The sequence below is a fragment of the Mycetohabitans sp. B46 genome (assembly GCF_037389205.1).
Lineage (GTDB): Bacteria > Pseudomonadota > Gammaproteobacteria > Burkholderiales > Burkholderiaceae > Mycetohabitans.
In genome coordinates this window covers 102,332-117,414 of sequence record NZ_JADBGL010000005.1, presented here as the reverse complement: position 1 = coordinate 117,414, position 15,083 = coordinate 102,332, and the positions used below count along the sequence as shown (strand labels likewise).

14 protein-coding genes are annotated in these 15,083 nt (G+C 58.9%); 11 read left to right on the top strand and 3 right to left on the bottom strand.

From position 1 onward, the window contains the following. Positions 1–20: 20 nt before the first annotated feature. Entirely contained in the window at positions 21–908 is an 888-nt protein-coding gene (locus IHE30_RS07260) for a LysR substrate-binding domain-containing protein (RefSeq protein ID WP_337689709.1), read from the bottom strand. Positions 909–1,108: 200 nt separating this feature from the next. Here IHE30_RS07260 and IHE30_RS07255 point away from each other — a divergent pair, with 200 nt between their 5' ends. The 11 genes from IHE30_RS07255 to rpsU all read left to right on the top strand — a co-directional run bounded on the left by IHE30_RS07255 (position 1,109) and on the right by rpsU (position 10,562). Beyond that, positions 1,109–1,864 carry a sulfite exporter TauE/SafE family protein gene (locus tag IHE30_RS07255; protein ID WP_337689708.1) on the top strand — a complete coding sequence of 252 codons (756 nt, stop codon included), beginning with the start codon at positions 1,109–1,111 and terminating at the stop codon, positions 1,862–1,864. Between the two features lie 77 nt (positions 1,865–1,941). Continuing rightward, positions 1,942–3,504 carry a 4-hydroxyphenylacetate 3-hydroxylase family protein gene (locus IHE30_RS07250; protein ID WP_337689707.1) on the top strand — a complete coding sequence of 521 codons (1,563 nt, stop codon included), beginning with the start codon at positions 1,942–1,944 and terminating at the stop codon, positions 3,502–3,504. 11 nt (positions 3,505–3,515) lie between these two features. After that, on the top strand, positions 3,516–4,592 hold the full coding sequence (locus IHE30_RS07245) for an aromatic ring-hydroxylating dioxygenase subunit alpha (RefSeq protein WP_337689706.1): 1,077 nt from the start codon (positions 3,516–3,518) through the stop codon (positions 4,590–4,592). Continuing rightward, the gene (locus IHE30_RS07240) at positions 4,585–5,991 is read left to right on the top strand and encodes a diaminobutyrate--2-oxoglutarate transaminase family protein (protein ID WP_337689705.1); all 1,407 of its coding nucleotides are present in this window, start codon (positions 4,585–4,587) and stop codon (positions 5,989–5,991) included. The genes IHE30_RS07245 and IHE30_RS07240 overlap by 8 nt, the downstream gene beginning before the upstream one ends. After that, the gene (locus IHE30_RS07235; protein ID WP_337689704.1) at positions 5,988–7,427 is read left to right on the top strand and encodes a SidA/IucD/PvdA family monooxygenase; all 1,440 of its coding nucleotides are present in this window, start codon (positions 5,988–5,990) and stop codon (positions 7,425–7,427) included. The genes IHE30_RS07240 and IHE30_RS07235 overlap by 4 nt, the downstream gene beginning before the upstream one ends. Then, complete coding sequence (locus IHE30_RS07230) at positions 7,387–8,034, top strand: FMN-binding negative transcriptional regulator (RefSeq protein WP_337689703.1); 648 nt, start codon at positions 7,387–7,389, stop codon at positions 8,032–8,034. Before IHE30_RS07235 ends, IHE30_RS07230 begins: the two co-directional genes overlap by 41 nt. Then, positions 8,024–9,085 (top strand): cell division protein ZapE, encoded by a 1,062-nt coding sequence (gene zapE, locus IHE30_RS07225; RefSeq protein ID WP_337689702.1) that lies wholly within the window; start codon positions 8,024–8,026, stop codon positions 9,083–9,085. Before IHE30_RS07230 ends, zapE begins: the two co-directional genes overlap by 11 nt. An 11-nt stretch (positions 9,086–9,096) precedes the next feature. After that, positions 9,097–9,486: a tautomerase family protein gene (locus IHE30_RS07220; protein WP_337689701.1), complete on the top strand. Its 390-nt coding sequence runs from the start codon at positions 9,097–9,099 to the stop codon at positions 9,484–9,486. Further along, on the top strand, positions 9,483–9,749 hold the full coding sequence (locus IHE30_RS07215) for a hypothetical protein (RefSeq protein ID WP_337689700.1): 267 nt from the start codon (positions 9,483–9,485) through the stop codon (positions 9,747–9,749). Before IHE30_RS07220 ends, IHE30_RS07215 begins: the two co-directional genes overlap by 4 nt. 203 nt (positions 9,750–9,952) lie before the next feature. Further along, entirely contained in the window at positions 9,953–10,240 is a 288-nt protein-coding gene (locus IHE30_RS07210) for a hypothetical protein (RefSeq protein WP_337689699.1), read from the top strand. 109 nt (positions 10,241–10,349) lie between these two features. Further along, positions 10,350–10,562, top strand: a complete 213-nt coding sequence (rpsU, locus tag IHE30_RS07205; RefSeq protein WP_076788066.1) for a 30S ribosomal protein S21 — start codon at positions 10,350–10,352, stop codon at positions 10,560–10,562. A gap of 289 nt (positions 10,563–10,851) precedes the next feature. On the opposite strand, the gene IHE30_RS07200 is transcribed toward rpsU, so the two are convergent. Next, positions 10,852–13,302: a mechanosensitive ion channel family protein gene (locus IHE30_RS07200; RefSeq protein ID WP_337689698.1), complete on the bottom strand. Its 2,451-nt coding sequence runs from the start codon at positions 13,300–13,302 to the stop codon at positions 10,852–10,854. Positions 13,303–13,599: 297 nt separating this feature from the next. Beyond that, on the bottom strand, positions 13,600–14,973 hold the full coding sequence (locus IHE30_RS07195) for a hypothetical protein (protein ID WP_337689810.1): 1,374 nt from the start codon (positions 14,971–14,973) through the stop codon (positions 13,600–13,602). Between the last annotated feature and the right edge of the window lie 110 nt (positions 14,974–15,083).

Here is a 15,083-nt window from a genome sequence, read left to right as displayed (position 1 = left end):
CCGCAAGCCGGGATCGGTGCTCAGTTTTTTTCCATGGTTGCCGCCACAAACGCTTGGACGAGTGCGGATGCATTGCTTCGGTACAGCATCGCAACGGCAGTGGTATTGCCGGTGCCGGCAAGCCGAATGAAGCGCACGCCTGCTGGCGCGATCAAGCGCATGCTTTCCGCGACCAGCGATACGCCGAAACCCGCTTCGATCAGACTCAGTTGTGTTGTCTTGCGTGATGTCACGCGAGCCGAACGCGGAAAGTAGCCGTTTTTCATGCACAATTCCGCGACACGAAAACTGAGCCCGCCTCGTTCGTGATGCGGCAGTGATACAAACGGCTCCTCGCGTAGCTCGGCAATCGAGACGGCTTCGCGTACCGCAAGCGGATGCGTGGCGCTGACGGCAAGCATCAGTGGCTCTGAATAAAGCTCGTCAACTCGCACACCGGGAAATTCTAGGTGAACAGGCAGTCGTACAAAGCCGACATCGTTCACGCCTTGCTCGATACTCGCCATCTGCTCTTCTGACGGCATTTGGGACACCTGCACTGAAACGTGCTCGTTGGCGTCAAGATAGCATCGAACGCGTTCCAGCAAGGGTCCAGCCAATGGCACCGAGCTTGAATGGACTAGGCGGATGATGCCTTGTTCGCCACGATCCGCATGACGCGTCTGCACAAGCGTTTCATTGAGGTTGAACAGTAGACGCTTTGCGCCATCATACAGCGCCTTTCCAGCCCGGGTCAGCTCAATCCGGCGCGCACCGCGCACGAGTAGCTGCACTTGTGCCGTTGCCTCTAGCTCCTTGATCTGCCTGCTCAATGCGGATTGCGCGATGAAAAGCCGCTCGGCGGCAAGGCTGTAGCTGCCCGCCTCGACGATTTCCACAAAGTAGCGCAGCTGCCGTAGCGACATCATGCTCCATGCCTCATTGAGATAGCACTTTGCCAAAATTATATTGGTTGGCCCAAATTCAGCGAGATATATTGCCTGCGGATTTGGCGGTTAGACCAAATAACTGGTCTGATAAATAAGGGTCACAATGGATTCTGTGGTTTTCCCCTATTTCGAGTGGCCGGTAGATAACACCAAAATAGCAATCAATCAAGGGATCACAATTGATATTTGATCTGACTGTAACGCATGTGTTCATCGTATGGCTAGGGATCGCATTAGCGTATGTCGTGTTTGGTATGACTGGGTTTGGCACTGCACTGGTGGCCAGTCCGCTGTTGGCCCATTTCATACCGGTATCGCACATTGTTCCGCTGCTTGCATTGCTGGATTTTTGTGCGGCCACCACGAATGTGGTGCGAGACGGCAGAAAAGCCGAGCTTGACGAATTGAAGCGACTGGTTCCTTTGATGGTTGCCGGCAGCGGAATCGGTGCGGTGATCTTGTTGGCGACGAAACCGGATCTGCTGTTGCTGCTACTTGGAATTTTTGTGATGGGTTACGCGGCATACTCGCTAAGTGGCTATCGACCAATGACACAATTGCGTTCATGGTCGTCGGTGCCTTTTGGCCTTGTGGGCGGCATTTTCAGCGCGTTATTTGGCAGTGGCGGTTTTATTTATGCGATTTACTTGCAGGGGCGGCTTGAAAACAAGGAGCATATCCGCGTCACGCAAACCACGCTGATTGGCTTGTCGACGCTCACCAGGCTGGTGATGTTCCTGGCGGCCGGCGTCTATGCCAACCGCAGCCTGCTACTGCTCGCGGTGCTGCTCGCGCCAGGCATGCTGGCTGGTGTGTGGATGGGACGCCACATCACGCTGAAGCTCTCGCGTGAGCAATTCGTCAAGCTGGTGAATAGCGTCATTCTTGTATCCGGCGTGTTTTTGCTGGTGCGGTATTTTTCGTCAATTTCATAGGTTATACCCGGTAGGATCGGGCGGTTCCATGGCGCTGTAGGCCGTCGCGGTAAGACTCAACGTTACCAGGAGTATCCATGACTCAAAGCACATCCGCGGCATTGAAGTTGAAAGCCGCCGAGCAGGACGAAATGTTGACGGCTGACGAGTATCTCGCCAGTCTCGACGACGGCCGTGAAGTGTTCATCTATGGTGAAAAGGTTCGATCCGTCACGCAGCACGTGGCGTTTCGCAACAGTGCGAGGTCAATCGCTCGGTTGTACGATGCACTGCACGCACCGGCGTCCCGAGACACCATGACGACATTGGATCCGTCCGGGTATCGCACGCATCGCTATTTCACCCCAGCGCGTTCGGCCGACGACTTGCTGCAGGCCCGCGCCGCAATCGCACACTGGTCGCGGCTGTCATATGGCTTCATGGGGCGCACGCCCGACTATAAGGCGGGTTTTACCGCAACGTTGCTGTCCGATCCTGACTTCTACGACCCGTTCCGCGATAATGCGGTCCGCTGGTATCACGAGACGGCGCGCAAGGTGCTGTTTATGAACCATGTCCTGGTGAATCCACCGGTGGGCCGGGCCAAGGCGATTGACAGCATGCGTGACGTCTATCTGCATGTGGAGAAAGAGCGTGACGACGGTATCGTCGTGCGTGGCGCCAAGATGGTAGCGACCAGTGCGGCGATCTCGAATGCCACGTTCGTCGCACAGAACAGTGCAACGCAGTACCAGCAGGGGCGGGAGGAGGATTTTGCGCTGTGCTTTATTTTGCCGATGGGCACGCCAAACTTGAAGATTGTTTGTCGGCGCTCATACGAAGCGTCGTCGTTGAGTCCATTTGACAATCCGTTGTCCAGCCGTTTTGACGAGAATGATTCGGTGCTGATTTTTGATGGCGTATTCGTGCCATGGGAAAACGTGTTGATCTACCGGGACATACCGAAGGCGCGCAGTTTCTATTCGGCCTCGGGATTCCTGAACCGTTATCCGTTGCAATCCGGCACGCGGCTCGCGGTCAAATTGGATTTCCTATGCGGCGCGTTGGTTAAGCTGCTCGAATCGAACGGCAGCTACGAATTCAGGGGCGTGCGCACGAAGGTGGCCGATGTGGTTGGCTGGCGCAACGCGATGTGGGCGATGACCGAAGCGATGTGCATTGCGCCGCAAAAGCGCAGCGACGGCTCTGTCGTACCGCGACTCGAAGCGGCGGCGACCGTGCGGTACTTCGGCGCGCAGGTGATGACCCACATCAAGCCGATTTTCGACACGATCCTCGGTGGCTCGCTGATCATGCAGGTGGCCAGTTCCGCGGACATGCGCAATCCCGCATTGCGTGGGCTCATCGATACATACTTTCAAGGCACCGATTCGAGCGCACAGGAGCGGCTCCAGCTTGTGAAGTTGCTGTGGGACGCGATCGGCAGCGAGTTTGGCGGCCGGCACGAGCTTTATGAGTACAACTATGCAGGTAACCATGAGCAGGTACGGCTGGACATGCTGAACCATTCCACCGCATGTGGCGCGATCGACCAATGCAAGTCGCTCGTCGAGCAGTGTCTTGCCGATTACGACGTCAATGGCTGGCGCGATCCGTCATGGCAGTATGACGGCCAACGTGAACCCGACCTATTTGCGTGATGAGGCGAATAATGATCTATTCTGGAAAGTGGGACCGGGACGCCCTCGACTACCGGGCGCTGCGCGACCAATGGCACGTGGTCGCCCGCTCGAACGATGTGGCGCGCGATATGCCGTTTGCTGTGCGCTTGCTGGGCGAGGACTTGGTGCTGTGGCGGGACCATACCGGCATCAACGCGTGGCTCGATTATTGCGGCCACCGTGGCGCGCGACTTTCGCTGGGCTGCGTGCGCGACGGAGAAATTGAGTGCCCTTATCATGGATGGCGTTATGCGTCGTCGGGACAATGTACGAAAGTACCTGCGCATCCGGACCAAACGCCTCCTGCGCAGCGGCTTGTCCGCGTGTACCGTGTCACTGAGCGCTACGGACTAGTCTGGGTCTGTGTCGGACAACCGGCGCTTGATGTGCCGCCGTTCCCCGAATGGGATGACGCGAGTTTCCGCAAGGTGTATGCGGGACCTTACCACTATCGGGCGAACGCCTTGCGCTCAGTGGAGAACTTCCTCGATGCTTCGCATTTTCCTTTCGTGCATGCAAACCTGAACGGCGATCCAAATTGTCCCGATAAAATTGAGGACTACGAAGTGAAAATGACGCAAAACGGACTTGAAACATCGGAAATCGAGGTATTTCAGCCGTATGGCGATCACCGTGGGATCCCGGTTAACGCTCGTTATACCTATCACGCTTTTCGGCCCACGACCGCTTATTTCTCGAAGAAGACCGGCGTGACTGAACGCTTTTGCACGTTTCTGAATGCGACGCCCGTTGATGAGGACGAGTGCGTGATACAGCTTATTGTGGCGATTAACTTCGGTGAAAACTTGAGCGACGCACAAATTCTCCAGCGCCAGGACCGGGTGTTTGAACAGGATCGCCACATCGTCGAATCGCAGCGTCCCTATCGGCTGCCACTGGATCTGCGCGAAGAGATGCATGTGCGCAGCGACCGCCTCGCGGTGGAGTATCGACGCTGGTTGCGTGCGCTAGGTGAGGCTGCAACAGCGCATTGCGGTGTGCGCCAGTCTGCTGGCATGCAGCAGCATGCCAGCAGTGAGCATTCAAAGGAGTCGTATCATGCATAAGCAGACGCTAGACGCATTGTCCATGCTCGAGCATTGTGAGTCTAATGCCCGTACGTATGCGCGCTCGATCACTCGCGTCCTCACGCGAGCAGAGCTTGCGACAGTCTACGATAGTGAAGGCCGTCAGTATTTGGACTGCCTCGCGTGCGCCGGTGCGTTGCCGTTGGGACACAATCACCCGTACGTCATGGAGCGGGTCAGCCAGTTTCTCGCATCGGGCCACATCCTGCAGGCATTGGACATCGCGACGCCGGCGAAGATTGAGTTTGTCGAGGCGTTATATCGCGTATTGCCGCCGCAGTTTGCCAACGATGCCAAGCTTCAGTTTTGTGGGCCGACCGGCTCCGACGCGGTCGAGGCGGCGATCAAACTATTCAAGACGGTCACAGGCCGGCGGTCGGTACTGGCATTTCATGGCGCGTATCACGGCATGACGATGGGCGCGTTGAGTCTGATGGGCAACCGGGGGCCGAAAGAAAGCGTGGCCGGGGCGATGGCGGAAGTGCATTTTTTGCCTTATCCGAATGCTTATCGATGCCCGTTCGGCGTGGGCGGTGCACAAAGCGATGCGTTGTCGTTGACGTATATCCGCCATCTTCTTGAGGATCCGGAGAGCGGCATCACGAAGCCCGCACTGATTCTGTTGGAAGCGGTGCAGGGCGAGGGTGGCTGCATTCCGGCCAGTGCCGACTGGTTGGCCGGATTGTCTGAGCTGGCGCTGCGTCATCAAATTCCGCTTGTTATTGATGAGGTGCAGACCGGCTTCGGTCGTACCGGCACCATGTTCGCGCATGAGGTGGCGGGCATCATACCGGACGCGATCGTCATGTCTAAGGCAGTAGGCGGTGGTTTTCCACTGTCCGTGCTTGCCTATCGGCGCTGCTACGACGGCTGGCGACCTGGTGCCCATGCGGGGACGTTTCGCGGCAACCAGATCGCACTGGTTGCGGGTGCCGCCACGCTCGAATTTCTACGCTCGCACGGCATCGCGCAGCAGGCAGCTGAGCGCGGGGCCAGGCTGCGCGCCGGCCTCGAATCGTTGCAACAGCGCTACACGTGTATCGGCGACGTGCGTGGCCGCGGCCTGATGCTCGGTGTTGAGATCGTTGATCCGCACGGTCCGCTGGATGCGCGCGGATTGCCGCCAGCAGCAGGGGAGCTGGCGCGGCGCATCAAGCATGCTTGCCTGGACGCAGGCTTGATCATTGAGACGGGAGGACGTCACGGTGCGGTGCTGCGGCTGCTGCCGCCGCTGATCATTACAGAGGCTGAAACGGACGAAATACTCGCTCGTCTTGGACGAGCGTTGTCGACGGTGACCAGCGCGGTGGATGCGTCGTTGCTTACCCCCGCCGGCGTTAGCCGCAACGCTCACATTCCTGTATCGGAGACCTTATGAAAGCAGGACACGACGCCGCCACGGCGCTTGAACCTTGCGTTCACGATGTGATTGGAATCGGTTTTGGCCCCGCCAACATTGCGCTTGCCGTAGCGATCGAAGAGCTGACCGACGGCCTCGACGTTTTATTTCTCGAAAAGCACGATGCGGCGTACTGGCAGCAGGGCATGCTGTTGGAGGAGTCGGACATTCAGAACCATCCGCTGCGCGATCTGGTCACGCCGCGCAATCCACGCAGTCGCTATTCGTTCACCAATTTCCTGTTCGAAAACGGGCGATTATTCGAGCACTTGAACCTCGGGCTGTCGTTTCCATTGCGGATCGAGTATGCGCAGTACGTGCAGTGGGTGGCCAGCTTCTTCGCGCATCAAGTTCGCTATGGCGTAGACGTGACGTGCATCGAGCCGGTCATCGACGCGCGTTCTGGACTACTGGAGGGCTATGCAGTGCGCGATTGCACCGGCCGCACATGGCGGGCCCGCTCGGTCGTCGTCGCGCCGGGGCGTACACCGAACGTGCCGGTGCAGTTCGCCGGCTTTGACGATCCGCGCATTGTCCACTTAAATGATTATCTCTTTGCGCTGCGACGGGCGTGTGACGGCGGACGCAAGCCGCGAATCGCGGTCATTGGTGGTAGCCAGAGCGCAGTGGAGATTTTGCTGCACGCGTACGGTACCGGCTCGTGCACTTCGGTTGTCGGCATCACGCGTAACTTTGCGTTCCGGCAGAAGGACACGAGCCCGTTTTCTGACGAGGTTTATTTTCCTGAATTTGTCAAAACATTCTTTTTTGCGGACCAGGCAACGCGCAATCGGTTGCGCGCGGAACTGATGCCGACCAATTATGCTTCGGCGGACAAGGACGTACTCGATTCGCTGTACGTCAAGCGCTACGTGAACCGGATATTGGGACGCGAGGGTCTAGTGATACGGACCAATACGTACGTCGACGCTGTGACGGCCACAGAAGACGGGATTCGCCTGGCGCTCGTCAACTCAGTGAGTGGTGAACATGCGCTCGATTGCTTCGACCTGGTTGTTCTGGCAACGGGCTTTCTTGACATTGGCGACGGTCCACGCTATGAGCCCTATCCACCGCTGCTGCGGCAGCTGGCGCCGCTGCTCGACTTGAGCCGCGGGCACCTGGACGTGTCGTTCGACTACCGCGTGCATTTCTCGTGTGCCGTGGCGCCGGATGCATCGTTGTATCTAAACGGGTTATGCGAGTCATCCCACGGCATGGGAGACTCCGGCTCGTTCAGTCTGCTGGCGTTGCGCTCCGAGGCCATTGCGCGCTCGCTCTACGCGCAGCTGTCACGCCCCGTGGCATACGCCGGCTCGCATGCAGTCGCGTCTTCTGCCACGGCCATTGCGGCCATCCATGATACGGACAAAAATGGAACTTCTAGCGAATCAACCCGTTTCGTTTCATTATGATGCGTTCCGCTTTACTGATCCGGAGCGGATCGACGCGATCATCGATAGCTTTCCGCTTGCGTTGATCGTCAGTACGGACGCGGGACTACTTCACGCGAGCCATGTCCCGCTTTTTCGCGAGCGCCAGTCGCGCAATCTATTCGGCCATGTCGATGCGGCCAACCCTCAGTTCTGTGGTGTCAACACGACGCGTGCGCGCATCGTATTCACCGGACCTGACAGTTATATCCCGCCCGAAGCGTACGTGACACGGCAACTTCCGACGTGGAACTACGTGGCCGTCCATCTGGTGGGCTCCGTGCATGTCGTGACCGACCTGGCGCAGAAGATTGAGGTGTTGCGCGAGACAGCGGCCCGCTTGCAGCGCGGCGATGCGCAATGGCAGTTTGATGCGAATGATGAACGGGTGGCGCGGTTCGCGCCGGGCGTGCTCGCGTTGCGCGTGCACGTCGAGCATGAGGAGGCGCGCATCAAGCTTTCGCAGGACAAGGCCTTAGAGGACCAGTATGCGGCGCTCGACTGCCTGCTGTCCACGCGTGCGCGTAGTCTGCGGCCGCTGTTGGAGACATTTCTGCCGCCACGGGAGGAGGCCGCGCATGCTCGATGACGCGCAAGTCGTAGCCTCGCTTCGCAGCAGCGGAATTGAGCCAGACGCAAGCCAGCGACGGGCGATCGAAGCGTTATGCATGCTGCTTGTGACACCGGGCCGGCGCTGGTTAGGTGCGCGGCACCGGTTGCATGGCGTGTATTGCTATGGTCTACCCGGACGCGGCAAGAGCATGGTCGTCGATGCGGTTTTTCAGCTCGCGCGAGGATCCAAGCGGCGGATTCATTTTCATGAGTTTTTGCGGGACATCCATTGCAGGCTGGTGAAGGCACCGCGCAGCAGCGATCGGCTCGCGGACGTCGCGAAGGCTTGGCTGCATGGCGTCGATCTGCTGTGCTTTGATGAATTTCACGTGCATGACATCGCTGATGCGTTTCTCATTGGGCGCTTTCTGACGACTGCTATCGCCGAGGGCGTGCGTATTGTGCTCACATCGAACTATGCGCCGGACGATCTGCTGCCGAACCGGGAATACCACACGCGTTTCGCACCGACGATCGACATGATCAAGCGTCATTTCACGATCGTGCATTTCGATGGACCGCGCGATTACCGGTTCAGTGATGCAGATATCGCGCAGCCCCGGTTTTTTTCACCGCTTGCGCTGGCTCGCGAGCCGTTGCGCGGCATTTTCGTCGCTCGGGAAGGCGAAGCTGCGCTGCAACCTGGCGTTGTGGAGTTGGCGGGTCGGCCGTTGCCGGTGAGCGCCGCGGGGGAGTCAACGGTGTGGGCGGATTTCGACGTGCTTTGCATGGCGCAGCGTTCACATATCGATTACCTGGCGCTGGCTGATCGCTGGCGATGGGTCATCATCGACAACGTCCGCGCGACGGCACTGGATAATCCCGATACATTGCAGCGTCTGGTGTGGTTGATCGACATCCTGTACGACCGCAAGTGTGGTGTCTGTCTCGCGTCGGACATTGCAATCAGTGATGCGCTTGATGGTCTCGAAGGTGCGCATGATCTATCGAGGACAGTCAGTCGCCTTGCCGAGATGCAGTCTCGTGCCTACGCTTGTTTTACCAAAAATCCACTAGCCATTTCTTAGGATAACTGGTCATGCCACTCATTAAAATTGAAGAGCAGCGGCCGCGCACAGCGGACGAGAAGGCTCGACTCGTCGACTTGCTGTTCAGCGTACTGCGACACACACTGGGTGTCAGCTCGAACGAATTGCAAGCGAGATACCAGACGTTCGAACCGGAGGATTTTTATCCGCCGGCGGGCACCGGCGAGTATTTGGGGATCGAGATCACACTGTTCGCCGGCCGCTCACTCGATGTCAAGCGTCGACTTTACGAGCGCGTTGTCGCAGAGGTTGCGAAGGCCCGCCAGGTTGATCCATCCCGCATCCTAGTCCTGTTGCGTGAAGAGCCGCTCGATAACTGGGGGTTACATGGCGGTCATGCCGCCACGGACCTGAAGTTCGATTACGCGATTGCGATATGAAAGGCGATGAACCCGGCTCGGCAGATGCCGATGCCGGATCGACGCATGTGCCGGCGGACACTTTCCCGTCAGCTGGCATTGCGTTCTGGTGTCAAGGCACCGGCCTTGTCGTGTCCGCCGTCGATCGACGACAGCTCGCTTCCCCGACGTTATGGCGCATGCTGGAGGCAGCGCGGCGATCGCTTCAAGGTGCCGCTTGCGCGGCGGCAGCCTCCGGCTCTGACGGTGGTGACGAGCATGCGTTTGATGCGGCTGATGAGTAATTAGCGCTATCGCGAGCCGGCGCGGTCATTGCAGCATAAACGGCCGCGGCGAAACAAGGCGGCGCGCCTTAGGCAGCCAAAGCAGATTTAGAACGGCCCTGATTTGAGGGTAGCCTCACCGATATTCTCGGCGCACCAGAATATCGGGACTCCCTCCGTGATTTGCGTGTATAGTGACCGATGTCCCTTGTCGAGGAGCGACTATGTCGACACCGCTGCGACTTCTATACAAGGGGTTCGAGCTTCGTCCGCTTGTTTTCGCGCGCCAATTCAACCGTTTCGACGGTCACTCGCGCTATGCCGAAGGTTATGACGTTGCCGTGCGCATCTGTCGTCTGGGAACAGACGGCGTCGCGGGCACGGGCCGCGTGTTCAAGGTAGACCAGGAACATGTGTTTGCCGATTTCGGCGTGGCCCGACGCGCCGCTTGCCAGCAAGGACAAGACATCATCGACGGCAAGGTGGACGGCGCGTCGGTGATCGACATGTGAGGGGCCAGCCGTTAGTGGCTTTGGCTGATGTTTTGCACGAGCATGCGGCACCTTTGGTTTCGCACAGGCGTGCGGTGCCTTTTTCTCCCATTGAACTCAAAGGAATGATTTGACCACTGTTATCCCGAAGCCCAATGAGCCCGTCGAGGTTGCACTCCGGCGTTTCCGTCGTTCGATCGAAAGCACTGGCTTGATCAAAGAGTTGCGTGCCCGCACGGCATATGAAAAGCCCACCACGGAGCGCAAGCGGAAGAAGGCGGCCGCCGTAGCGAGATTGCGCAAGCAGATTCGCCGCTCTTTGCCACCCCGAAAGTTGTACTGACCCTATCGCGCGCGGCGAGTGTTCGGTGCGCGCACCTAGTACAGTACGAGTGACACGCCACTTCACCGCGCGCGTGCACGGCGTGCGTGCATTTTGCACGCGTGACACGGACGGTTTGGGAGAGCGCTTCTATACGGCGGGACGCGAAGGTCATTCTCGTGTCCGCCAGCGGTGCAGCCGGCCTTGACTGACCATGACCCGTGTCCAGCGCGCAGCGGGCGAGGCTGGGCAATTGATCGGCGCGCCAGGACTCGCTTCTAGGGTTTAGTCCTCCCTTTCGAGCGGAATGCTACCGGTTCGGGGATGTGCTTGCGTCCGGCCCGCTCGGCTGCTTGGCCGTTGAGCGCGCATCGATCACAAAGTTGCGCTGTGGATTGGCCAACTCGATGCCCCGTTGCGTGAAGCGATCCAAAATGCGCCGGTTGAATTCACGCTGAACCGGCCAGCGACGGGTATCGCGGCACGCGATCTGACCGACCAGCGTAATGCTCGCGCCATCGATTTGGTCGATGCCCCAGAAGCTGAAGTCGGACAAGATGCCATCCTTGAACTGGTCATCGCTGCGCAACTCGGCGCCGATCTCGACCAGCGTCTGGATCGCATACTGGACGTCTGCCCCTGCTGCGATCACCACCTTCACTGCGGCGTTGCCGATGCCGCGATTGGTGTTGTTGACCGTCGTGACAGAGCTGAATGGCACCGTGTACAGCGAGCCATCGCCGCCGCGCAAACGGACAGTGCGAATCGACAAATATTCGACAGAGCCCGATACGCCCGCGACTGTCACCCAGTCGCCGACCTGCATCGCGTTTTCCATCAATAGAAAAATGCCGGTGATGAAGTCTTGCACCAGCTTTTGCGAGCCGAATCCAAGCGCGACGCCAAAGATGCTCGCGCCGGCCAGCAGGGGGCCCGTGTTGACGCCAATTTGGCTCAGCGCAGTGAGCCCAACGATCATCAGGATCGCGATGAACAGCGTGGTACGCAGCATCGGCAGCAGCGTGCGCAGCCGCGCCGCCCGGATCACGTCGCCGGCCGCCGTCCACCGCTCGAGCCGACGCTCGACTCCCACGTTCGCGATCTCCCAGACTAACACTGCGATTAGCGCCGCGATCGAGATCGTCACCAGCGCCGAGCCAAGTCGGTTGCCGATCGGATTGTAGACAAGAAACGTGCCGACGTGCAGCCCCCATATCGACAGCAGCACCAACACAGTTGCCACGCCGATCACTACGGACAAGACTTTGCGCAACAGCGGATAATAGCGGTACACACGCCGACGTCCGACGCTGGAAGTGCTGTCGTCTACGTCTTGTCCAAACACGCGTCCGAGCGCGCCGAATACAACAATGGCAACGACGCGTGCGGCGAGCAGCACCGCGAATGACAGCCCGCCCAGGTGCAATACCATCTCGTAGCCGTTGTGCACGTCGAGCGCCCAGACCAGCCACAGCGCGAGGATCACGAATACCGTTGAGCTTGCCCAGATGTCCGCCAGCCAGTGGCCCAGGTACGCGAGCGCTGGCCGTTTCGTGAAATAGCCACGGATCGTTCGCGCCACTGGCACCCGGCATTGCAGGATCGCAATCGCCGCCATGATGTGTACCGCCAGCGCGACTAGCTTGATCAGTGCCAAATGCGCTTCCTGCGTCATGCCGAGCCGGCCAGCAGCGCCCGCCAATGCTCCGCCGGCTCCTGCGACGACTACCATCCGAGTCATCCAGCCTTGCGCAAACGACGCCCAGCGATCCCGCAAAGGAAGTAGCCGCAGGTGGGGCGCGTTGGGCGCAAAGAAGAATGCACAGGCGAGCAACACCGCCCGGCCAATCACGTACGCGTCAACGACCACGCCCACCGAGCTTGCCGCCTGCGCGTTGGAACCGCCCCACACGGACAGCAGCATAGACGCACACAGCGCAAACGCAGCCAACGGCACCGCCCCAAGCGATAAGTGGACCAGCGCGCAGGGTAGCACTTGCAGGCGATTCCAATGATGTGCCGCGTGCGACGCGGACGCTCGCGGCGCGCCTGCGTCGCCGGGCTGGGTGTCAATTTGGGGCGATGGGGCAGGCGGCTCATGCGGTGTGGCGTGATGGGGCGCCAGCGCGCTGTGTGAGTGCCGTACTGCCCGTCGCACCAGCCATTCGAGCATGAGTGACGGCACCAGCGCGGCAAGTAGCAGTTCCAACAGTCCTAGCAACGCATGCCTGCCTTGTGAGCTGGATAAATGCCACGCCCACCATTGACGTACCGACGGAAAGTCGAGCAATGCCGAACTTGACAGGCGCACGCGCTGCCCGAAAGTGGAAGCGGATTGCGCAATGTGCCGCGATAACTGTGTTACCAGTCCATCCGCGTCGAGCGCCTTGGCCAACGACCCAGCCGGAACGCTGGCGGCCGACGGCATACTCGCAGCGACGGCAGAGGGAGGCGCGGCTGGGCTTGCCAGCGTACCCGCCGCGGCGATCGCCCGCAGCGTGTCCTCAAACTGCGCGCGGTGCTGAGGATCGTTCAACACTTGTAGAGCGGCACGCGCCTGCTCTGGCGTGAGCGCGACCACGGCGCTGCTCGCTGGCGTGGCCGGCTTGCCAGATGACGGTGACGCAGCGGCGCTAGGAGTGGGCGCCGCGCTGACTCGCACTGCGACAGACAAAGCGACCACCATCACTGTGAATACGGCTGCAAGCCAGGCAAGCTGACGGGCGGACTGGCAAAGTGGCGGGTGGAAAGAAGCGGGCATGACAGTGATTCGAAAAAGCACAGATCGACTACGACAGCGTTGGCGCAGAGGAATTCAACCTCGACGCCATTGCAGGCCGATGCAGCAACATGTCGATGTCCTGTTGCTGCGGTACGCTGCTTTGCAACATTTTTGAACATGGTGGCCGCAAAGCCAGTGTCTTGATAGAAAGCGGCCTAGCCGGCAGTCTGCCGGTTCAGATTTTCCATCGGGTTTATTCGGTTCGTGCGGTCCGAGCTTGCGAATGATCCGGTGACTGAGGAGCACAACCGAAAATCGGCAGACAGGTCATGGCTGTTAATCTGGCCAACTTCTCAGCCAGGGCTCATTGTCTTGGATGCGCGCCTGGGCGGGTTTGGAAAACTGGTTGGCTTTCATAAAGCGCATGATTTCGCTCTTTGCCACTTTCCATTGGCGATTGTTCAGGCTATATAGCACATATTCTTTCCGAAGTTCGCTTAGTACTTTCCATAAAGTAATTTCATCCACACCGTTCAGTAGACGCAGTCCCTGTTGCCACACCCGCTTTGACAGCGAGTCGCTCATAAATTGAAGACAGGAGATTATCCCGATTGCCGCCTGCGTGCGCTGCGCTGCAGGCACGCGCGCCAAATAGCGCTCGAGTAACGCAAGTTCCTGCGTCTGCTGCTTAGGCGATAACCCCAAAAGCCCTGCAGGCAAATACTGCAGTGAGATTCCCCACTGGTCGTCGGACAGCGACAGCGCCCAATCACGCATCTGCACATACCGCGCGGGTTGTTCCGCTTCCGACAATACCCAAAGGCTGTTTGACAACGCGCCGACCGATGCGCCTTGATGAGAGGGGGGCAGGCGTGACGCGTAGTCGTGTAAGAGCGTATAGAGCTCAGGGATGCGCGGGTCGTCCTGGCGGAATTTATGGAGTAAACGGGTCAATGTGGGAATGATTTGCGCTTGCTCGGCTACGCTCAACGACGGCAGCCGTGCCAGAATCGCGTCATACCACTGAACAAAGTGAGGGGTTTCAGGAGTATCGGGTGAGAAATTCGACAGCCCAAGCGCCAGTTCCGGCCACACATTGTCTTGCCCGGGCTCGCGCTGTTCGGCCAGCGCGTAGGCAAAGTTAAACAGTTCCATCCATTCACGCTCATAGGTGAAAGCTCGGTGCATGAGCAACAGCGCTTTTTGTATCTGCACGCCGTCTTGCGGGATACGCTGCGCGGCTGCGAATAAACGCTTGAACACGTTGACGCGCCCGGCCCTCAGCGTTTTCAAACGTTGGCACAGCGCATTCAGGGGTTCAGCGTACTGCGCTGGATCGGTGAGCGTGTCGTCCATCTCATCGAGCAGGCGGTGGATCGACCCAAAGTGCACCGTTTGTTGTGCTCGTTGCCAATAGCTGTGAACGAGGCGCCTGGTCTGCATCGCAGAATAGGTGCGCCGATCGACGGTGGCAAACGACATCACGTCTTGGACGGGCACGTAGTCACCAATGCGCGCGATGACTTCGCTCGGCAGGTCCTGGTAGGTGGTGGGCCGCTTGGCCGATGGGTTGGCCCACGCGGCGCTGGGTGGCTGCAGCGGTGGGGACGCCGACGCAGCGAGTGTCGGGCGATCCTCTAACGGGCAGATATAGGCCTGATAGTTGTTCAAAGCGGCATTCAGATCGCAGTCCATTGGCAAGCTCAGCAACAAGTGAAGAAGACGTCACGCTTATTAAATATAGATCAATTTATTATTGATTATAATTGATCTTTTATAAAGTGTATAATATTTTTTGTGGTCACTTATTTAATGCCGCT

Excerpts from the sequence above, each read along its gene's own strand:
- IHE30_RS07260 (WP_337689709.1), bottom strand. The coding sequence starts at position 908 with ATGATGTCGCTACGGCAGCTGCGCTACTTTGTGGAAATCGTCGAGGCG.
- IHE30_RS07250 (WP_337689707.1), top strand. The coding sequence starts at position 1,942 with ATGACTCAAAGCACATCCGCGGCATTGAAGTTGAAAGCCGCCGAGCAG.
- IHE30_RS07245 (WP_337689706.1), top strand. The coding sequence starts at position 3,516 with ATGATCTATTCTGGAAAGTGGGACCGGGACGCCCTCGACTACCGGGCG.
- IHE30_RS07240 (WP_337689705.1), top strand. The coding sequence starts at position 4,585 with ATGCATAAGCAGACGCTAGACGCATTGTCCATGCTCGAGCATTGTGAG.
- IHE30_RS07235 (WP_337689704.1), top strand. The coding sequence starts at position 5,988 with ATGAAAGCAGGACACGACGCCGCCACGGCGCTTGAACCTTGCGTTCAC.
- IHE30_RS07230 (WP_337689703.1), top strand. The coding sequence starts at position 7,387 with ATGGAACTTCTAGCGAATCAACCCGTTTCGTTTCATTATGATGCGTTC.
- zapE (WP_337689702.1), top strand. The coding sequence starts at position 8,024 with ATGCTCGATGACGCGCAAGTCGTAGCCTCGCTTCGCAGCAGCGGAATT.
- IHE30_RS07220 (WP_337689701.1), top strand. The coding sequence starts at position 9,097 with ATGCCACTCATTAAAATTGAAGAGCAGCGGCCGCGCACAGCGGACGAG.
- IHE30_RS07215 (WP_337689700.1), top strand. The coding sequence starts at position 9,483 with ATGAAAGGCGATGAACCCGGCTCGGCAGATGCCGATGCCGGATCGACG.
- IHE30_RS07210 (WP_337689699.1), top strand. The coding sequence starts at position 9,953 with ATGTCGACACCGCTGCGACTTCTATACAAGGGGTTCGAGCTTCGTCCG.
- IHE30_RS07200 (WP_337689698.1), bottom strand. The coding sequence starts at position 13,302 with ATGCCCGCTTCTTTCCACCCGCCACTTTGCCAGTCCGCCCGTCAGCTT.